The 20,977-nt window shown below is 59.2% G+C and carries 17 protein-coding genes; 15 read left to right on the plus strand and 2 right to left on the minus strand.

Annotation, left to right across the window (positions count from 1 at the left end; all coding sequences use genetic code 11):
* Positions 1-2: 2 nt before the first annotated feature.
* A complete protein-coding gene (gene flgM / locus QCL65_RS08805; RefSeq protein WP_407315825.1) occupies positions 3-317 on the minus strand; it encodes a flagellar biosynthesis anti-sigma factor FlgM in 315 nt (104 codons plus the stop codon).
* 149 nt (positions 318-466) lie between these two features.
* Entirely contained in the window at positions 467-1,219 is a 753-nt protein-coding gene (gene flgA / locus QCL65_RS08810; RefSeq protein ID WP_407315826.1) for a flagellar basal body P-ring formation chaperone FlgA, read from the minus strand.
* A 73-nt stretch (positions 1,220-1,292) separates the two neighbouring features.
* On the opposite strand from flgA, the gene QCL65_RS08815 reads away from it, so the two are divergent.
* The 15 genes from QCL65_RS08815 (at position 1,293) to QCL65_RS08885 (ending at position 20,967) form a co-directional block, all read left to right on the plus strand.
* Positions 1,293-2,216, plus strand: coding sequence for a chemotaxis protein CheV (locus QCL65_RS08815; RefSeq protein WP_407315827.1), 924 nt, complete (start codon positions 1,293-1,295; stop codon positions 2,214-2,216).
* Positions 2,217-2,282: 66 nt separating this feature from the next.
* The gene (gene cheR, locus QCL65_RS08820; protein WP_407315828.1) at positions 2,283-3,110 is read left to right on the plus strand and encodes a protein-glutamate O-methyltransferase CheR; all 828 of its coding nucleotides are present in this window, start codon (positions 2,283-2,285) and stop codon (positions 3,108-3,110) included.
* A gap of 271 nt (positions 3,111-3,381) precedes the next feature.
* Positions 3,382-3,792: a flagellar basal body rod protein FlgB gene (flgB, locus tag QCL65_RS08825; protein WP_407315829.1), complete on the plus strand. Its 411-nt coding sequence runs from the start codon at positions 3,382-3,384 to the stop codon at positions 3,790-3,792.
* Positions 3,793-3,795: 3 nt separating this feature from the next.
* On the plus strand, positions 3,796-4,233 hold the full coding sequence (gene flgC, locus QCL65_RS08830; RefSeq protein WP_407315830.1) for a flagellar basal body rod protein FlgC: 438 nt from the start codon (positions 3,796-3,798) through the stop codon (positions 4,231-4,233).
* 16 nt (positions 4,234-4,249) lie between these two features.
* Complete coding sequence (locus QCL65_RS08835; protein ID WP_407315831.1) at positions 4,250-4,951, plus strand: flagellar hook assembly protein FlgD; 702 nt, start codon at positions 4,250-4,252, stop codon at positions 4,949-4,951.
* A gap of 27 nt (positions 4,952-4,978) precedes the next feature.
* Positions 4,979-6,298, plus strand: coding sequence for a flagellar hook protein FlgE (flgE, locus tag QCL65_RS08840; RefSeq protein ID WP_407315832.1), 1,320 nt, complete (start codon positions 4,979-4,981; stop codon positions 6,296-6,298).
* 248 nt (positions 6,299-6,546) lie between these two features.
* Positions 6,547-7,287 (plus strand): flagellar basal body rod protein FlgF, encoded by a 741-nt coding sequence (locus QCL65_RS08845; RefSeq protein ID WP_407315833.1) that lies wholly within the window; start codon positions 6,547-6,549, stop codon positions 7,285-7,287.
* 58 nt (positions 7,288-7,345) lie between these two features.
* Positions 7,346-8,131, plus strand: coding sequence for a flagellar basal-body rod protein FlgG (gene flgG, locus QCL65_RS08850; protein ID WP_407315834.1), 786 nt, complete (start codon positions 7,346-7,348; stop codon positions 8,129-8,131).
* Positions 8,132-8,198: 67 nt separating this feature from the next.
* The gene (gene flgH, locus QCL65_RS08855; RefSeq protein ID WP_407315835.1) at positions 8,199-8,894 is read left to right on the plus strand and encodes a flagellar basal body L-ring protein FlgH; all 696 of its coding nucleotides are present in this window, start codon (positions 8,199-8,201) and stop codon (positions 8,892-8,894) included.
* A gap of 12 nt (positions 8,895-8,906) precedes the next feature.
* Positions 8,907-10,016 carry a flagellar basal body P-ring protein FlgI gene (locus QCL65_RS08860; protein ID WP_407315836.1) on the plus strand — a complete coding sequence of 370 codons (1,110 nt, stop codon included), beginning with the start codon at positions 8,907-8,909 and terminating at the stop codon, positions 10,014-10,016.
* An 11-nt stretch (positions 10,017-10,027) separates the two neighbouring features.
* Positions 10,028-11,272, plus strand: a complete 1,245-nt coding sequence (gene flgJ / locus QCL65_RS08865) for a flagellar assembly peptidoglycan hydrolase FlgJ (protein WP_407315837.1) — start codon at positions 10,028-10,030, stop codon at positions 11,270-11,272.
* A 10-nt stretch (positions 11,273-11,282) separates the two neighbouring features.
* Entirely contained in the window at positions 11,283-13,328 is a 2,046-nt protein-coding gene (gene flgK, locus QCL65_RS08870) for a flagellar hook-associated protein FlgK (RefSeq protein WP_407315838.1), read from the plus strand.
* Between the two features lie 14 nt (positions 13,329-13,342).
* A complete protein-coding gene (locus QCL65_RS08875) occupies positions 13,343-14,914 on the plus strand; it encodes a flagellar hook-associated protein 3 (RefSeq protein WP_407315839.1) in 1,572 nt (523 codons plus the stop codon).
* A 102-nt stretch (positions 14,915-15,016) separates the two neighbouring features.
* Positions 15,017-18,604 carry a glycosyltransferase gene (locus QCL65_RS08880; RefSeq protein WP_407315840.1) on the plus strand — a complete coding sequence of 1,196 codons (3,588 nt, stop codon included), beginning with the start codon at positions 15,017-15,019 and terminating at the stop codon, positions 18,602-18,604.
* Positions 18,605-18,669: 65 nt separating this feature from the next.
* A complete protein-coding gene (locus QCL65_RS08885) occupies positions 18,670-20,967 on the plus strand; it encodes a glycosyltransferase (RefSeq protein ID WP_407315841.1) in 2,298 nt (765 codons plus the stop codon).
* The last annotated feature ends 10 nt before the right edge of the window (positions 20,968-20,977 follow it).

The raw sequence follows: 20,977 nt of genomic DNA on the forward strand, positions 1-20,977 counted from the left end.
GCTTAGCGCTGGGCTTCAAAGTTGAGCATTTTGCTGGCGACGCTTTTGCTGTCGACCTGGTAGCTGCCGTCGGCGATAGCCTGTTTCAGTTCGGCAACCCGGGCACTGTTGACAACCGGTTGTTCGCCCAGCTTTTCAGTGATCTTTTGCAACTGCTGTGCACCGTCGCTGAGGGTGACGGCTTCCCCGCTAGGCACGGAAGCGGTTTTTTCGACGGCGATGTCAGCAGTCACGGCAGCGGCTTCCTTGGTGCTGCCGGTACGAGTGGTGCTTGCCACCGAAGCGGAATTGTTCAAACGACTGATGTCGATAACCATGATTAAAACCTCTGGGTACTTGGACGCTTACCTTGGTTTCGGCCCAAACCCAATAAACTTTAGGCGCTTTTTTTGAAAAAACGCCGGTGCGCGAAAACCGCGGGCCATGAGTGCCACAGTTTAGAAAATGCGTGCGCCAAGCACCAGCGTTACATTGCAACCTCAACCTGGCCCGGGCCGGTCACCCGGGCTTTTACCACCCGTTTGGAGTTGAGGTTGCGCACCCGAATTTGCTCGCTCATACCGCCCTTGGCCAGCGCTTCGCCCGGCATGCGTACGGCCAATGGCCCGCTGCGCGCGATGATCACCACATGATCGCCCTTGCGCACCAGTTCTGGCTGTTCGACGTTGACCAGGCTCAGCACTTGATCCACCGCCGTTGGTCGGATCACCTTCTGCCCGACTGCCTGATCCAGCCCGGTCATATAGCCTGCTGGCACGCTCGAAACGTCTCTTTCGCGCAGGGTGACATCTTCTTCACTTATAACGGTGTCGCGTTTGAGCGGGCGAACCGTGGTCACCACTTCACGAAATAGCTTCACCTGAGCCGTCACGAATACGGTCCAGGGTGCGCTGCCATCACAGCGCACCCGCACGGTGACACGGCCCAGGGGCTGCGCCGGGCTTTCCAGGGTGCCTGTCAATTCCCTGTCACAACCGGGCATGCGCAAGCGCGGGTCGATCTGGCTGACTTCAATCTCAAAACGTCCCTCGGTTTGGCTGGTCGCCAGATAATCTTCAACGGTGAACTCAAGAAAACCCTGGGTGACACCGATAAGCTGTTCGGGCACTGTGACATTATCGGCACGCGTGTACCCGCTGAGCCCCAGAAGGCTCAGGCTGGCCAGCAGGTAGCGAAGGCTACGCAGCAGGTGTCGGGAAACTGTCGGTTTTAGGTTCATGCAGTGCAAATAGCAAAGCCCGTGCCGGATGGCTCGGTTCTTTGTGTCAGAGGTTCACGTAGGGGGTCTGGGCATGGCTGGTGTAATGGATTCAGTTAACCAGCGTACTCAACTGGTCGGGCAGAATCGCCTTGAGCTGCTGTTGTTCCGGCTTAACGGAAAGCAGCTGTATGGGATCAACGTATTCAAGGTCAAAGAGGTGCTGCAATGCCCAAAACTGACCATAATGCCGAAGTCCAGTCCAGTGGTACGCGGTGTGGCAAATATTCGTGGGGCGACGATTCCGATCCTCGACCTGGCGCTGGCGACCGGTTCGCCTGGCCTGAATAATATTGAAAACAGTTTTGTGATCATCACCGAATACAACACCAAGATTCAGGGTTTTCTGGTGCACTCGGTCGAACGCATCGTCAACATGAACTGGGAAGAGATCCACCCACCACCCAAGGGCACCGGGCGCGATCACTACCTCACGGCGGTAACGCGGGTGGACAGCCAACTGGTGGAAATCATCGACGTGGAGAAGATCCTCGCCGAAGTCGCACCGATGTCCGAGAACATTTCCGTCGGCGTCGTCGACGACGAAGTGAAGCTCAAGGCCCAGACGCTGCGCGTGCTGACAGTGGACGATTCATCGGTGGCGCGTAAGCAGGTCACCCGTTGCCTCGAAACCATCGGCGTGGAAGTCACGGCGTTGAACGACGGGCAGCAAGCGCTGAACTACTTGAAGAATATGGTAGAAGAGGGCAAACGCCCGGAAGAAGAGTTCCTGATGTTGATCTCAGACATCGAGATGCCAGAAATGGACGGGTATACCCTGACCTCGGAAATCCGTCGCGACCCGCGCATGCAGAAATTGCATATCATCTTGCACACATCGCTGTCTGGGGTATTTAACCAGGCGATGGTGAAGAAGGTCGGCGCCGACGACTTCCTGGCTAAATTCCGCCCGGACGACTTGGCGGCACGGGTGGCAGATCGCATCAAGCAACATTGATCATGCAGGCAAAGGGCCGAAGGCAGCAGCCTTCGGCAGTACACTACGAGTTAAGGGGCGGCACCAGTGGCTACAGGTAATGTGGATTTTGATCAGTTCCGGGTATTCCTGGAAAAGGCCTGTGGCATTTTGTTGGGCGAGAATAAGCAATACTTGGTCTCCAGCCGCCTCAACAAATTGATGGAGCAACAGGGCATCAAGTCGCTGGGCGAACTGGTGCAGCGCATCCAGACCCAGCCCCGTAGCGGCCTGCGCGAGCAGGTGGTGGACGCCATGACCACCAACGAAACTCTGTGGTTTCGCGACACCTACCCCTTTGAAGTGCTCAAGAGCAAAGTGTTGCCTGAAATGATCAAAGCCAGCCCAGGCCAGCGCCTGCGGATTTGGTCGGCGGCGTGTTCTTCGGGGCAGGAACCCTATTCGTTGTCGATGACCATCGACGAGTTCGAACGCAGTAATTCCGGCCAGCTCAAGGGCGGCGCACAGATAGTCGCCACCGACCTTTCGGGGTTGATGTTGACCAACTGCAAGTCTGGTGAATACGACAGCCTGGCAATTAACCGCGGGTTGTCCCAGGAACGCCTGCAGCGTTACTTCGACCCTAAAGGCCCCGGCCGTTGGGCTGTGAAACCGGCGATCCGCACGCGCATCGAGTTCCGCCCGATCAACCTGCTGGACAGCTATGCCGCCCTCGGCAAGTTCGACATCGTGTTTTGCCGCAACGTGCTGATCTACTTCTCTGCCGAAGTGAAGAAAGATATTCTCAAGCGCATACACGCCACCCTCAAACCTGGTGGCTACCTGTTTCTGGGTGCCTCTGAGGCGCTGAACGGGTTGCCAGAGTTGTATCAGATGGTGCAGTGCAGCCCTGGGATCATTTACCAGGCGAAGTGAGTTTGAGCATTGAAAGATCGGGGGCGAGCCCCCTCGCTACGGTGGCGAGGGGATCGCCCCCGATGTTTTTCCCTCCCCAGCAAGCACGGCAATTTTTCTGACGCCAAGCTTGCCGCTTTCCTGGCACTTTGCGGAAATCGCTTGCCGCTTTTCTGGCATTGCCGCCCGGCAATCCCTCTGGACCCCTTGTAAAACGGCACTTTGAAGAACTGGCACGCTGCTTGCTATACCTCAAGTACGAAAATCAGTTCTGCCGCATAGGTCCCCGAACATGAGCATCAGTTTCGATAAAGCGCTCGGTATCCACGAAAAGGCCCTCGGGTTTCGCGCCCAGCGCGCCGAGGTGCTGGCGAACAACATCGCTAACGCCGACACCCCGAACTACAAGGCTCGGGACCTGGACTTCGCTTCGGTCCTAAAGGCGCAGAGCGAGAAAACCCAAACCGGCCATTTTTCCCTCGGCGTGACCAACGCCAAGCACATTGCGGCCGAAGGCCTGGACGACAACGCCGATGGCGCGCTGCAGTACCGCACGCCGATGCAACCGTCGCTCGACCAGAACACCGTGGATGCGCAGCTGGAGCAATCGAGCTATGCCGAGAACTCGGTGAATTTCCAAGCCAGCTTTACGCTACTCAACAGCAAATTCAAAGGGCTGGTCTCAGCCCTGCGTGGAGAATAATTCATGTCCCTTGCCAGCGTTTTCAACATTGCCGGTAGCGGCATGAGTGCACAAACCACTCGGCTGAACACCGTCGCCAGTAACATCGCCAACGCCGAAACCGTCTCGTCGAGCCTCGACCAGACCTACCGCGCGCGCCACCCGGTGTTCGCCACGGTGTTCCAGCAGGCGGGCGGCAGTGACTCGTTGTTCCAGGACCAAAGCGCCGCCGGGCGGGGCGTGCAGGTCACTGGCGTGGTCGAAGACCAAAGCAACCTGGAAGCCCGCTACGAACCCAACCATCCCGCGGCGAACAAGGACGGCTACGTTTACTACCCCAACGTCAACGTCGTCGAAGAAATGGCTGACATGATTTCTGCCAGTCGCTCGTTCCAGACCAACGCGGAACTGATGAACACCGCTAAAACCATGATGCAGAAAGTGCTGACCCTCGGTCAGTAATTAAGGGGCCCAGGCCATGAGCACGACAGATAGCACCAGCGGCGTTTCCAGTTCAGTTCTGAGTTCGCTGCAGAAAACCACCGCCAGCAGCAACAGCAACACCGGCACCGCCGGCAGCGCTTTGGGCAAGGACGCGTTCCTGCAGTTGCTGGTCACCCAGATGCAGAACCAGAACCCGCTGGACCCTCAGGACAACGGCGAATTCGTTTCCCAGTTGGCCCAGTTCAGTAGCCTGGAAAGTATGACCACGTTGAACGACTCGGTCAGCACGATCCTCAGCTCCTACCAGTCGTCCCAGGCCCTGCAGGCCTCGTCGCTGGTCGGTCGCTCGGTGATCACCCAGACTGGCACCGCAGTGGTCGACACCACTAAGGGCCTGACGGGCTCGGTAAACGTGTCGTCTTCAAGCACTTCTACCACCGTGGGCGTGTACGACAGTGCCGACAAGCTGGTGCGCACCATCGACCTGGGCACCCAGAGCGCCGGCAAAGCTGACTTCACCTGGGATGGCAAGGATGGTGATGGGGTTGTGGTCGACCCGGGTACTTACACCTTTAAAGCTGTCGCCACCATCGATGGCACCTCGACTGTCATGTCAACCAACCTGCCAGCGACGGTCAATAGCGTTTCCCTTAGCAGCACTGGCGGTGAAATGGTGCTTAACCTCGCTGGCGGGACGACTGTCGCCCTGTCCAAAGTACAAACAGTCGGAATTTAAGCCGGGTAACGGCACAGGAGTTGAACCATGTCTTTCAATATCGGCCTCAGCGGCCTTGCAGCAGCCAACAAGGCACTGAACGTTACCGGCAACAACATCGCTAACGTTGCCACCACCGGTTTTAAATCGTCGCGCGCCGAATTCGCCGACCAGTACGCGGCGTCGATTCGCGGCACTTCTGGTAAAACCTCTGTGGGCAGCGGCGTGACTACGGCCGCCGTTTCCCAGCAGTTCACCCAGGGTAATATCACCTCGACTGGGCAGAGCCTGGACCTGGCAATCAACGGCAACGGCTTTTTCGTCTTGAGCGACAACGGTTCGAAGGTGTACACCCGTTCCGGCGCGTTCTACAGCGACAAGTCCGGCAACATCGTCGACGTCAGCGGCAACAACCTGCAGGGCTATTCCGCTGACACCGATGGCAAGTTGCAGACCGGTGTGCTCAGCAACTTGAAGATCGACACCTCGAACCTGGCGCCCAAAGCGACCTCGAGCATCTCCGAGACCGTCAACCTGAACTCCAGCGCGACCACGCCGTCGGTGACCACGTTCGATCCGGCCAACTCGGCCAGCTATAACTACACCTTCAACACCGATACCTACGACAGCCAGGGCAACCTCCACGCGCTGAACCAGTACTTCGTCAAAAACGATACTGACAACACCTGGACCATGTATTCCACCATCGACGGTGTTACACCTAACGACCCTGGCGCAGTTCCTGTGGTGCCGCTGGTCAATACCCTGAGCTTCAACTCAGACGGTACCTTGAAAGATATCACCGTACCGACCGGCTCCACGGGTTGGACGGTAAAGACTGACGGCACCCTGGCGCTGACCGACTGGGTTCCTGCCGCCAAGGCCGCCGACGGCACCTGGGCTGGCAACGGTGCGGCGCCTAGCGCTACCGGAATCACCCTGGACCTGCTCAGCACCACCCAGTACAACGCAGCGTCCGCGACCACTTCCAAGGACCAGAACGGCTATGCAACCGGCGAGTTGACCGGCCTGAGCGTCGATGGCTCGGGTAACCTGTTCGCCAACTTCACCAACGGCCAGGACAAAGTCATTGGCCAAGTGGTCATGGCCAACTTCGCCAATACCCAAGGCCTGACGCCGATTGGCGGCACCAACTGGAAAGAGTCGTTCGCCTCCGGTGTTGCGATTATTGGCGAGCCTGACACGGGCACCTTGGGCGACATCAAGTCCTCGTCCCTGGAAGATTCCAACGTCGACCTGACGGCTGAGCTGGTCAATTTGATCAAGGCGCAGAGCAACTATCAGGCGAACGCGAAGACCATCTCCACGGAAAGCACCATCATGCAGACCATCATCCAGATGACCTGATGCGCGTACGTCACTAAGAAAAGCCCCGACCTGGTTCGGGGCTTTTTGTTGACGGTTGCCGCGCGATTGCCGCATGCGGCCAGTTGGCGCCGTATTTCCGTCTCGACATATTTTGACGCCTAACACTACAAACCTCACAGCCCAGTAAATTCGGGAGCTGGAGAGAATATTTACAGGTTGGCCCGCTAATTGCTCTAGTCCATTCAGAACCTTTCCAAGCGGCATTCGCCCGTCAGAGGAGTCAATCTGTGGACAAGATGCTTTACGTGGCAATGACCGGTGCCAGCCAGAACGCACTGGCACAAAAGGCCCATGCCAACAACCTGGCCAACCTGACCACCAGCGGCTTTCAGCGCGACCTGGAACAGGCGCGTTCGATGCCCGTCTTCGGCGACAGCTTCCCATCGCGTGCCTACGCCATGACGGAAAAGCCGGCCACCGATTTCAGCGCCGGCGCCCTGATGGAAACCGGTCGCGACTTGGACGTCGCCGTCGATGGCGATGGCTGGATTGCCGTACAAGCCCCTGACGGTAGCGAAGCCTATACCCGTACCAGCAGCATGAACGTCGATGCCCTGGGTGTATTGCGCACCGGCAATGGTTTGCCGGTGATGGGTAACGGTGGCCCGATTGCCGTGCCGCCCGAGCAGAAAATCGAAGTCGGTATGGATGGCACCATCAGCGTTCGCGGCATGGGTCAGAACCCCTCGGCGCTTGCTCAGGTGGACCGCATCAAGCTGGTCAAACCCGACCTCAGCACCATGGTCAAGGGCACTGACGGCATGATCCACACCAAGAGCGGCCAACCCGCGGCAGTAGACGGCAACGTGCGGATGGTCTCGGGTTTTCTGGAGGCCAGCAACGTCAATGCCGTGGAAGAAATGACTTCGGTACTGGCTTTGTCCAAGCAATTCGAACTGCACATCAAGATGATGGGCACCGCCAAGGAAGACGACGAGGCGATGGCCCGGGTCTTGCAAGTTAGCTAATTAACAGCCTAATTATCAGCCGCTCGCGCCGTAGAACAGGCGCACGAGGAGATACACCATGCTTCCAGCTCTTTGGGTCGCCAAGACGGGCCTGTCCGCACAGGACACCAACCTGACCACCATTTCCAACAACTTGGCCAACGTTTCCACCACCGGTTTCAAGCGCGATCGGGCTGAGTTCCAGGACCTGCTGTACCAGATCAAACGCCAGCCTGGCGCCCAGTCGACCCAAGACAGCGAGCTGCCGTCGGGCCTGCAAGTGGGTACCGGTGTGCGTATCGTCGGCACCCAGAAGAACTTCACCGCCGGTAGCCTGCAGACCACCGACCAGCCGCTCGACCTGGCGGTGAACGGCCGTGGTTTCTTTCAGGTGATGCAGCCTGACGGTACGGTTTCCTACACCCGTGACGGTACTTTCCACCTGAACGCTGACGGCCAGATCGTCACCGCCAGTGGCTTGGCGCTGGAGCCTGCGATTATCGTCCCGGCCGATGCCCAGACCTTCACTGTCGGCACCGACGGTACGGTGTCCATCACCACCGCCGGTAACCCGGCGTCGACTGTGATCGGCAACCTGCAAACCGCTGACTTCATCAACCCGGCCGGCCTGCAGGCCATGGGCGGCAACCTGTTCCTGGAAACCGCTTCCAGCGGCGCGCCGCAAGTCGGCACCCCGGGCTTGAATGGTTTCGGCACGACGCTGCAGAACACCCTGGAAAACTCCAACGTGAGCACCGTGGAAGAGCTGGTCAACATGATCACCACGCAACGGGCTTACGAGATGAACTCCAAGGTGATCTCCACCGCCGACCAGATGCTCTCGTTTGTTACGCAGAACCTGTAACTCAGCCAACGTAGTTAACCAGCAACCTGTGCGCCGCCAGCGCCGGCTACACCGTGAGGTCCGTGTCATGACTCGTCTGTTGAATGTTCTTGCCTTGAGTGGGCTCACCTTGTTGGCCGGTTGCATGGGCCCACCGCCCAAGCCTAACGATCCGTACTACGCGCCGGTGCTGCCGCGCACGCCGCTGCCGGCTGCCGCTAATAACGGCTCGATCTACCAGGCCGGGTTCGAGCAGAACATGTACGGCGACCGTAAAGCGTTCCGGGTCGGCGACATCATTACCGTGACCCTTAACGAAAGAATGGCGGCGAGCAAAAGCGCTAACTCCAAGGTGGGCAAGGACAGCTCCAACAGCATTGGTCTGACTTCGCTGTTCGGCGCGGTTCCTAACACCAACAACCCATTGGGCGACGGCGACTTGACGCTCAATGCTGGTTACAGCGGCACCCGTTCGACCAATGGCACTGCGGCTGCAGCGCAGGCTAACAGCCTGACCGGTTCGGTCACCGTGACCGTGGCCGATGTGCTGCCCAACGGCATCCTGGCGGTTCGTGGCGAGAAGTGGATGACCCTCAATACCGGTGAAGAGTTGGTGCGCATTGCTGGCATGATCCGTGCAGATGACATTGCAACTGACAATACTGTGTCGTCGACCCGTGTCGCCGATGCTCGCATCACCTACTCCGGTACCGGCTCTTTCGCCGATGCCAGCCAACCCGGTTGGTTTGATCGGTTCTTCGGCAGCCCGTACTTCCCTTTTTAGGTGTCGACGACCATGTTCAACTTTAAACAGCTGATCGCTGCGGCCATGTTGCTCACCTTCACCCTCGGCGCCCACGCCGAGCGGCTGAAGGACATTGCCAGCATTTCCGGCGTGCGCACCAACCAGTTGATCGGCTACGGCCTGGTGGTGGGGCTCAATGGTACGGGCGACCAGACCACCCAGACCCCGTTCACCCTGCAGACCTTCAACAACATGTTGGCGCAGTTCGGCATCAAGGTGCCGGCGGGCAGCGGGACGGTTCAGCTGAAAAACGTTGCGGCGGTGTCGATCCATGCCGACCTGCCAGCGTTCGCCAAGCCAGGGCAGCAGATCGACATTACCGTGGCATCCATCGGTAACTCGAAAAGCTTGCGCGGCGGCAGCCTGTTGATGACCCCGTTGAAAGGGATCGACGGCAACGTCTACGCCATCGCCCAGGGCAACCTGGTCGTCGGCGGTTTCGATGCTGAAGGCCGCGACGGTTCGAAGATCACAGTCAACGTACCGTCGGCCGGTCGTATCCCTGGCGGGGCGTCGGTCGAGCGTGCGGTGCCGAGCGGTTTCAACCAAGGCAACAGCCTCACCTTGAACCTCAACCGTTCCGATTTCACCACCGCCAAGCACATTGTCGACAAGATCAACGACATGCTCGGCCCAGGCGTGGCTCAGGCCATCGACGGTGGCTCGGTGCGGGTCACAGCGCCGGTCGACCCCAGCCAGCGTGTGGATTACCTGTCGATTCTGGAGAACATCGAGATCGAGCCCGGCCAGGCCGTGGCCAAGGTCATTATCAACTCGCGTACCGGCACCATCGTGATCGGCCAGAACGTCAAAGTTTCGCCAGCAGCGGTGACCCACGGCAGCCTGACCGTGACCATCACCGAAGACCCGATCGTCAGCCAGCCGGGCCCGTTGTCCAACGGCCAGACCGCCGTCGTACCACGCTCGCGGGTTAACGCTCAGCAGGAAGCCAAGCCGATGTTCAAGTTTGGCCCTGGCACCACGCTGGACGAGATCGTTCGTGCGGTCAATCAGGTGGGCGCTGCGCCCGGTGACTTGATGGCCATTCTCGAAGCTTTGAAACAAGCCGGCGCGCTGCAAGCCGACCTGATCGTGATTTAAGGGGTTCGACCATGGACATGCCTAGAGGCGGTGTATCGAGCGGGACTGATTCGGGGGCCTATACCGACCTGAACCGTCTGAGCTCCTTGAAAGTAGGGGATCGCGACAGCGAGGCCAACCTGCGCAAGGTGGCCCAGGAGTTCGAGTCGCTGTTCCTCAACGAGATGCTCAAGTCGATGCGTTCGGCCAACGACGTGCTGGCCAAGGACAACCCGCTCAACACGGCGACCACTAAGCAGTATCAGGAAATGTACGACCAGCAGCTGTCGGTCACCCTCTCCAAGCAGGGTGGCGGCATTGGCCTGCAAGATGTCCTGATGCGCCAATTGTCCAAAACCAAGGGCCCGACCCCGGGTGCCAATAATCCGTTCCCCCATGTCGGCCAGGCGCAAACGCCGCTGGGCGCGACCCGTGACGGCGCCGCTGACCTCAAAGCCGGTGGCAGCGCAGCCACCAGCACGCGCAACGACATGGCGCTGCTCAACCAGCGCCGTTTGGCTCTGCCGAGCAAGATGACCGACCGCTTGCTGGCTGGCATCGTGCCGTCGGCCAGCACTGATGCCACCGCACTGGCGGCATCGGCGAAGAACCGTATCAATGTGGCCAGTTCGGCTGCCGCGACCACCGGCGTGGCCGGCGTTGGCCGCGCCAACGGCGACTGGACCGCGCCGATCACCACCGCTCAGGCTTCTGACAGCCTGCGCATCACCGGCCGCAGCGTGGCCCAGCCACCGCTGGCACCGGCGAAGAAGGCTTTCGATTCGTCTGACGAGTTCATGGCGACCATGTTGCCGATGGCCGAAAAAGCCGCCGCGCGTATTGGCGTCGACCCCAAGGTGTTGGTCGCCCAAGCCGCCCTGGAAACCGGCTGGGGCAAGTCGGTGATGCGCAACGACGACGGCACCAGCAGCCATAACCTGTTTGGCATCAAGGCCACGGGCAGTTGGCAGGGCGAGCAGGCGCGGGCCATCACCAGCGAGTTCCGCAATGGCCAGATGGTCAAGGAAACCGCCGACTTCCGCTCCTACGAGTCGTTTGAAGACAGTTTCCACGACCTGGTCAGCCTGCTGCAAAACAACGACCGCTATCAAGGTGTGTTGAAGTCAGCCGATAACCCAGAACAGTTTGTTAAGGAGCTGCAGAAGGCTGGTTACGCCACTGACCCTAATTATGCGAGCAAGATTTCCAGTATTGCCAAGCAGATGCAGGGCGTTGCCACTTACGTGCGCAACCCTTCGGCTACCACGAATTTATAAGGTTTGAATCATGTCGTTGATCTCGATCGGACAATCCGGCCTGGCGGCCACCCAGGCAGCACTGGCGACCACCAGTAACAACATCGCTAACGTGTCGACGTCGGGGTATTCGCGTCAGAGCACGGTGACGACTGCCAGTAACCTGCAGAACATTGGCGTGGGTTACCTGGGGACCGGTACGACGATTTCTGATATCCGCCGCATCTACAACAGCTATATGGAAACCCAGTTGCAGACCAGCACTGCACTGAAAACCGATGCGGCAGCCTATCAGGCACAAGCGACCAACCTCGACAAATTGCTCTCTGATAGCAGCACGGGCATCAGTTCGGTCCTGACCAGCTTTTTCGCGGCCGTGCAAAACGCCTCGGCGACGCCGGCTGACAGCGCTAGCCGCTCGCTACTATTGACCCAGGCCCAGGGCCTGAGCAGCCGTTTCAACGCGCTGTCTTCGCAGATGAGCCAGCAGAATCAAGCGATCAATACCCAGCTGTCGAGCGTGGCTAAACAGGTCAACGCGCTGTCCAGCTCGATTGCGACCTTGAACCAGCAGATCTCCGAAAAAACCGCGACCGGTTCGACCCCCAACAGCCTGCTCGATGCGCGCAACGAAGCCGTGCGCTCGCTCAATGAGCTGGTGGGCGCCACCGTTCAGGAAAACAACGGCATGTACGATGTGTACATCGGCAGTGGCCAGGCGCTGGTGTCCGGCGTCACCTCCAATACCTTGTCGGCGGCACCCAGCACCACGGATAAAAGCCAGTATTCGCTGACCATCAACTACGCCAGCTTCAGCTCTGACGTGACCAACGTGGTCACCGGTGGCGAAATCGGCGGCCTGCTGCGCTATCGCAGCGAGACCCTGACCCCGGCCATGAATGAGCTGGGCCGGGTTGCCCTGGTTGTGGCCGATACCCTGGACCGTCAATTGGGCCAGGGCGTCGATGCCAACGGTGACTTCGGTTCGTCGCTGTTCTCCAGCATCAACAGCGCCAAAGCCATCAGCGAGCGCAGCTTGGCTGCTACGGGTAATAGCTCGGGTTCCGGCAACCTCGATGTAACCATCAGCGATAGCAGCAAGCTGACCACCAACGATTACCTGGTGAAATTCACCAGCGACAAGTCTTATACGGTTACCCGTTCGGACGGCAAGGCCATGGGCACCTATAGCCTGGACACCGACCCGGCACCGGTGATCGACGGCTTTACCATGGCCCTAAAAGGCGGCGGCCTGAGTGCCGGTGATACCTTCAAGGTGATACCTACCCGCGCGGCTGCAGGGTCCATTACCACCACCTTGACCGACGGCAACAAAATTGGCCTGGCAGCCCCCTTGACCTCCACGGCGTCGGGCAGCAACACCGGTACCGGCACCGTGGCGCAGCCAAGCATGACCACTAAGCTGGACATCTACAGCGGCGCTGACCTGGCCGAACTGCAAGGTGCTGTGCAGACCTCGACCCCGGTCAAACTGGTGTTCGGCACTGCCGGTGGCGGCACCCAGAGCTATACGGTGTACAACTCATCGGGCGCGAGTATCGGCACCGGTACCATCGTGCCCGGTCAGGACAACACCCTAAACATCAGCGTGCCGATGGTCGATGCCAGCGGCAACCCGGTGTACGAGGCCGATGGCACCACGCAAAAGAGCTTTACGTTCCAGACTACAGTGGGCGGCGCCCCGGCCAAGGACGACGCCTACACGGTTGCGTTCAACAGCGAAGGTAAATCCGACAACCGCAACGCCCAAGAGCTGCTGAAATTGCAGACGGCGGCTACCGTGGGGGTCAGCAATGGCGCGGCGGGCACCAGTTTCACCGGGTCCTACGCAGCGTTGGTGGAAACCGTCGGCTCGCGTACCGCCCAGGCTAACGTCGATGTGGCCACTACCACCGCCGTGTTGACCTCGGCCAAGGCCAACCGGGACTCCGTGTCCGGTGTGAACCTGGACGATGAGGCTTCTGCACTGGTCAAGTTCCAGCAGTATTACACCGCCTCTTCGCAGATTATCAAAACCGCGCAGGAAACTTTCAGCGCGCTGATGAACGCTCTCTAAAGGATAAGTCGACCATGCGTATTTCCACTTCTCAGTACTTCGAGACCAGCGCGGCCAGCTATACCAAGAGTTTTGCCGACACCGCCAAGACCCAGCAGCAGATTGCCTCCGGCTCGCGTATCGATACCGCGTCGGATGACCCTGCGGGCGCGGCCCGCCTGCTGCAACTGCAGCAGCAGAGCGCATTGCTGACTCAGTACAAAGGCAATATCACCACCGTCACCAATTCGCTCAACCAGAGCGAAGGCATTCTGGAGAGCATCACCACCGCGCTGCAAAGGGCCACCGAGCTTTCTGTGAGCGCCGGTAACGGTGCCATGAGCGACGACGATCGCGCGTCGATCGCCAGTGAAATCAGCGAAATCGAAGCGAACGTCTTCAGCTTGCTCAACAGCCGCGACGCCAACGGTGCGTATATTTTTGCCGGCTCCAAAACCACCGAACCGCCCTACACGCGCAATGGCGACGGTACCTACACCTATCAGGGCGACCAGACCCAGCTCAGCCTGCAGATTTCCGACACCCTCAGCGTTGCGACCAACGAAACCGGCTACAGCGCGTTCGAGCAGGCCATTAACACCGCTCGGACCAATTCTACCCTCACCGCGCCTCCTGTAAACGATAACCGCGTTACCGTTTCCGGCGGCCAGTTGCAGGCGGTCAATACGTACAACAAGAGCTATATCGCGGGTGAGCCTTATACGCTCAACTTTGTCAGCAGCACGGCTTACACCGTGACCGATAGTTCCGGTAATGACATTACCGCAGAGCTGCCGAGCAAAGGCGTATTCGACCCGAAGAAGGAGGGTGGTTCAGCCATCAGCCTGCGCGGCGTTGAATTTGCCTTGGACATCACCCTCAAGAGCACTGACACCGACGCCGATGCGGCGATTGCCGGGCACACCTTCACCTTGTCGAGCAAGCCCGACACCCTAAGCCCATCGCGTGGTGCGGCCAACCCCTCGACGGCGCAGATTACCGGCGCTGTGGTAACCGATAAATCCGCCTATGCGGCAGGGTTCCCCAGCAGTGGGGCGGTCATCAAATTCAGCAGCGCTACCGACTACGCCGTGTACGCTCAGCCCCTCAGCGATGGCAGCAAGCCGGTCGCTACTGGGTCAACCGGTGGCGCGTCGCAGATCACCGTAGCCGGTGTCACCTTTGACTTCACCGGCACGCCCGCCGACAAAGACCAGTACGTGGTACAGGTCAACAGCCATAAGACGCAGAACGTGCTCGATACCCTGCATCAGTTGAGCGCGGCGCTTAATGTACCGGTGGAGGGCGACCGCCAGGGCCAACTGGCACAACAGGCGGCCATCCAGGCGGCCCTGGGCAATATCACCAGTGCCAACGATCGAGTCGAAGTGACCCGCGGTGCCATTGGTGGCCGGGGCAATATGGTCGATATCCAGTCGGCCGAGAACACCAGTATGGAGTTGAACAATAAAACCGTTCAGTCGGCCATCGGTGACACCGACATGGCCAGCGCTTCCATTGCATTGACCTTGCAGCAAACCATGTTGCAGGCTTCGCAACTGGCGTTTGCAAAAATCTCCCAGCTGAGTTTGTTTAACAAACTTTAAGCTACGCTTCCCAGGTAAGGGGCGGCATCTGCTGGCGCCCCTTCTGCCTTGCCTTGTCTCCCCTCCGGCTGTCGCTGACAGCTCTGCTCTGGGTCTTCGTCCATGTCTTCTATGCCGTTAGTCACCATCGCCATCCCTGCGAGCCGCCCAGAGGGTTTCGCCCGTGCCTTACGCAGTGCTTTGAGCCAACAATACGAGCCTTTGGAGGTATTGGTTTACGACGACAGCGCTGATGACGTTATCGCCGGTTTGGTCGAGCAGATACGGGGGCAGTCGACAGTGGCTCTGCGCTATGTGCGCAGCCCCGCAGCGCTGGGCCTGGCTAACGCCGTTCAGCAGTGTGTCGAACTGGCTACAGGCGAGTTCGTCAAGATTTTGCACGATGAAGACTGGCTATTTGAAAACCATGTCAGTCGGCTGGTCCCCGCGCTGCAACAGTGCCCTGACGTATGGGTAGCGGCCTGCCAGCGTTATATGGCCGACCCTCAAGAGCGCATCCTGCCGACCCGGGTCGAGAACGCCAGTTACATTCACGAGGACGTGCTGATGCAAGGGGGGGATATCCTCAGCTTGCTCGAGGCCAACCCGATCGATCTGTTCGGTAGCTTGAGCTGCTTACTGATGCGTCGGGTGCAGCTACTGGCGGTACTCCAGGCCCTGGCCAGCGATCCTGCGCAGTCGTTCTCGGTCACTCTGGATTTCATCGTTCTGATCTGCCTGCTGCGCCGCGGCAATCTGGTGTTGCTCAACGAGGTGCTGGCCACCCAACGCCTGGATCCTGCTCGCGTGCACAGCGTTGCCAATGCCCATCACCGGCATGCTGTCGAGCTGGGCACCATCGTCAAATTGCTCAAAGCCCGCGGCGCCAAGGTGGTCGGCACCAGCCTGGATATTCGCTATGTGACGCTCAAGGACTTGCCAGCCCTGGAAGCACAGCGGGTTTACGAGCCACTGCCGTTGATTCGGCAAATGGGCGTACTCAAAGAAAACCTCAAAGAATATATCGGCGACGGCGCGCGCACATTCGATGACGTGTATGAACAATGGGTAGCTTCTAAAAACTTTACCGAGGGGCAAAAGCTCAATTTGCCGGAACGAGTAGCGGGGTGGCCGCGCCAGACCCGCTTTGTGGTCGTCATCGTTGACGAGCGTCCAGCGGCCCAGTTGCACGAAACCCTGGCAAGCGTCGAACAACAGAGCTACCCGGCGGTGGCCAGTATCGTGATTTCGTCGGCTTGCCACGAGACCCGAGTGGAAGGGACCACCCTCTACGCTCCACTGACCGAGGCCTGGCCGCAGCAAGTCAATGCGCTGTTGGCAGAACTCGACGGTTTCGATTGGTTTTACCTGCTGCGCTCGGGTGATTGCCTACATGAACATGCTTTGCTGTTGATGGCAGAGAGAATCGCCCAGGACGCGGTTTTACAAGCCTGTTACAGCGACGAGGATTGCCAGGGCGAGGCGTTCCTGACAGAGCCGGTGTTCAAGCCGGATTTCAACCTGGATTTGCTGCGCAGTTACCCCTACGTCGGACGCCTGCTCGCGTTCAGCCGTGATCGGTTCCTCGCTGTGTCCGGGTTCGATCCTGAATTCGGCGAGCTGGGCCCTCACGACCTGCTCTGGAAAATAGTCGAGGGCGACGGCACTGCGGCGGTCGGCCACATTGCTCAGGTACTGGTGCACTGCCGCCAGTCCTACTCCAGTTGGCTGAGCGAGCCTGGTGTGCAGAGCGCCAGCGCGATGCTCGTGTCCCGCCACTTGGACCGGATCGGCCTGGCCCACACTCATTTGCCCGTCAGCCCTAAAGTGGTCAACCGGCTGCAGTATCACTTCTCCGAGCAGCCGTTGGTGTCCATCGTGATCGTCAGCGACGCGCGCTTGGCCCACCTGCAGAACTGCCTGGATAGCTTGTTGGAAAAAACCGACTACCCCGCTTATGAAGTGATCGTCATCCCATCCTTAGAGGAATCGGCCCCGGGTCGGGCCTGGCTGGATGGCATCGCTTCGTTGGGCAGCGAGCAACTTCGCGTCTGCTGGGCGCCGCATGGGCTCGTTGAGTACGCGCAAAGAGCCAACTATGGTGCATCGCTGGCCAAGGGGGACTACGTTCTGCTGTTGAGCCAGGACGCCGGCATCATTGATCCGGTGTGGTTATCCGAGATGATGATGCACGTCCAGCGCAACGAGGTGGCTGCCGTTGGAGCCAAGCTATATAACCAGGCTGGGACGGTCGAACACGCAGGCCTGGTGTTCGGCCTCGGTGGTCTGGCGGGGTCGGTTTCCCGGGGCGAGCAGCCGAGCAGTGCGGGGTACATGCAGCGGTTGATCGTCGTCCATAACTACAGCGCGGTGAGCCGTCACTGCTTACTGGCGGACAAGACCGTTTGGGCGGCCATCGGTGGGCTGGATGAAAACCTGCGCGACATCAGCCTGGAAGTCGATCTATGCCTGCGGATGCGCCAGGCCGGATATCTGACCGTGTTCACACCGTTTGCCCGGCTGCTGCTCAGGGCTGCCGAAACACTTAGCGCAGCTAACTCTGCTAGCGAAACCGAAGTCCCCGAGGCGCAGAGAGCGGTGCTACGCAAGTGGATGCCGGACCTGGCTCGAGACCCGGCCTATAACCCCAACCTATCCCTGGCCAGCACCGGTTTTAACCTGGCTGGGGCCGCGCGCAACAGCTGGCTGCCGTTCGAGAGCAAGATCCGTACGCGCATTCTGGGTTTGCCGGTGAACAAGGGGGCGGTGGGTCACTATCGTTTGATCAACCCATTCGGTCGCCTTGAAAATGCCGGCATGATCGAAGGCGCGCTCTACTACCGAACGCCCCAAGTGGTTGAGATAGAGCGCATGGTCCCCGATGTGATCATCTTCCAGGGCCGTTATACCGAGGGGCCGGTAGAAGGCATCAAGATCATCAAAGAATCCATTGATGCGTTTACCATCTTCGAGCTCGATGATTATCTACTCAATGTTCCCGATCAGAATGAACACAAACGCTACATTGGCAAGAGCATCGCGCAGAGCCTACCTAAAGGCATCGGGCTGTGCGACCGGCTGGTGGTTTCGACCGAGCCGCTTGCTCACGCCATGCGCGGGATGAACGATGATATTCGCGTGGTTCCCAACATGTTGGCGCCGCAACTGTGGGAGGGCTTGCACAGTGCTCGCGGCACCAGCCGCAAGCCACGGGTAGGTTGGGGCGGGGGGACGAGCCACACCGGCGACTTGTTGCTGATCGCCGATGTCGTCAAGGCGTTGGCTAAAGAAGTGGATTGGGTATTCTTCGGTATGTGCCCCGCGGAATTAAGGCCTTATATCCACGAATTTCATGAAACCGTAACGCTGGACCGCTACCCAGCCAAGCTGGCCAGTTTGAACCTGGACCTGGCGTTGGCGCCGCTGGAGCAGGTGGTGTTTAACGACTGCAAGAGCAATTTGCGGCTATTGGAGTACGGCGCGTGCGGTTACCCGGTGATTTGCTCCGATACCCTGGCGTATCAGGGCGCGCTCACGGCCACTAGGGTCAAGGATAACTCCGCTAGCCAGTGGCTAGCCGCGATTCGAATGCACTTGAGTGACCGTCAAGCGAATGCCCGCCTCGGGGATGAACTGAAAGCGCAGGTCATGCGGGATTTCGTCCTGCATGGCGCTGGGCTTCAGCGCTGGTTGTCGGCTTGGCAGCCTTGAGGCCTGCGGTTTAGCGCGTGGGTGCTCGGCGGTTTAATCTTTACCTATCACAAAAAAGGGTTCATATGAGTCAGCCAGGGTTGGTCAGCATCGTTATACCTTCCTACAAGTCGGCCTATTTCGAAGCGGCGCTCAAGAGCGCCATGGCCCAGGATTATTCAGATGTAGAAATCATCGTGACCGATGACTGCCCTGACAACAGCATCGGCGCCATCGTGGACGCGCTGCGGCCGACAAGCCCGTGGCCGATCCGCTACATCCACAATTCGCCTAGCCTTGGCGAAGTGGCGAACGTGAAGGCGGGCGTCGACTTGGCACAAGGTGAATACCTCAAGCTGCTCTACGACGACGATATGCTGGACCCCGAGTGCGTGCGTTTGTTGATTGATGCGATGGAGGGTAATCCCAGTGTCACCCTGGCGTCCTCGCGGCGTGTGCGTATAGACCAGTGGGGTGAACCCTTGCCGGATATCCCTGCGACCGTTTTTCCCTTCGCCTGCGATGTGCTACTCGATGGTAAAGACGTCACGTCATTTCTAGGCGAGCACACAGTGAACTTCATCGGCGAACCCAGCTCAATGCTCTGCCGCCGTGCGGAGCTACTGGCGTTCGGTGACGGCATCTACAGCTTGGGAGGCGAGGCGATCAATTCCATAGGCGACGTCGCTTTGCAAGTCAAACTGTTGCAGAAGGGCGATTTGGCGTTTCTGGCCAAACCCCTGTCTTTTTTTCGCATATCACCCGAGCAATTCAGCCAGCAAGATCGAGAAGATCCAACCTCGGCTATCTACTACCATCATTTGCTCCGCCGTCAGATCAGACAGCTGGGCTGGCAACGCCCTGAATTCGACAGCTGTTTTGTCATGGGGGCTCGTTTGGATCGGCCCTCGCAATGGAGCCGCATCGATTTACTGGCGACATTCACCGGGCAGGAAACGGTCCAGCAGCATAAGGATGAAGTCCAAGCGTGGGAAACATTGCGCCACCCCACGGCGGTCGCCTATACCGCAGCGCAGCAAAAGCTGCAGGCGTGCGCTGAGCCCTTGTCATTATTGGTCGTGATCGTGGACCACAACGACGATATCCAGGCCCTTACCCGCACTTTGCAGAGCTTGGGCGACGCCACCGCAGCTGAGGTGCGGCTGCAGGTATTGATTTTGACTCCACGCCCGGTTCCCCCTGCCGACAATCCAGCGGACGGGGTCTATTGGCGGACGCTAACGCCAGACGGTATCCGGGCATGCCTTAGTGATGCGGTTCAGCGTTATGATTTTGACTGGATGTTGCGCGTTAGTGCTGGGGAAACTTTTTGCTCGGGCGGATGGGTGATGGCCTTGGGCGAATTGACGGGGGCTGACCTTTGCGACGCTGTTTACGCAGATGAGTTTCAGCCAACCGCCGGCGGCAGTTTGAAAGCAGTGAAGCGCCCCGATTTCAATCTCGATTACCTGTTGAGTGCTCCGGCTGTAATGGCCGGTCACTGGTTTTTGGCACGTCAGTTTCTGATACCGCTGGCAGAGCAGGGGGGGCAGGATTTTCCCCAGGACGACTTGGGTTTTCTGTTGCGTTTGCTTGAGCTGCAGGGCGCGGCCGGCATCGGCCATATCGACGAATTCATCTTGCATTCGCAGAGGTCGCGGGGGGCCATTGATTCAATGGCCGATGCGGTCAGAACGCATTTGCAGGTGCGCGGTTATGCACAGGCGGCGGTCCGCGTCGAATCAGGCGCGGGGCTGCGCCTGAACTATGGCGATACTGCGCAGGCGGCTGTTTCCATTGTTTGCGACCTGGTTTCAATGGGGCAGCAAGGCCTGGCCAGCGTGCAAAGTTTGCTGCATCACACCGTTCATAGTCATTACGAAGTCGTCATTGTCGCCACCGCTGAACAGCTGTCAGCCCTTGATACCCAGGCCGATTCCCGTGTTCGATTCGTCGAGAGCGACGCGAGTTGCGGCGGCATACGCCTGAACGCCGGGCGCGCGCGCTGCAGCCATTCGATTTTATTATTCATCACCGAGGCCCTGCAGTTCGACCAAGGCGCGTGGTTGAGCGAGATGCTCAACCATATGCAGCGGGATGAAGTGGTCGCCGTGGGCCCATGCGTGCTTTCATCTGACGGCTCGTTACGGCGTGATCCTAACGATAGCGAAGCGCTGGCCGTCAGCCGGGTCGATCACAATCGCGCCAGCCTCCCTGGAAGCGTTGTCATGGTGGAGGCGCAGACGTTCGATGCGCTGGGGGGCATGGCGCAAGCCTACGTCAGTGCCCGCTACACTGTGCACGATCTGAGCTTGCGTATTGTGGCTGGGGGCGGGCTGGGCGTTTGGGCCGCCAATGCTCAGGTTCTAGCCAGCGATAGCTAAAAGCTATGCG

The sequence above is a fragment of the Pseudomonas sp. nanlin1 genome (assembly GCF_045571515.1).
In the GTDB taxonomy this organism is placed as follows: Bacteria; Pseudomonadota; Gammaproteobacteria; order Pseudomonadales; family Pseudomonadaceae; genus Aquipseudomonas.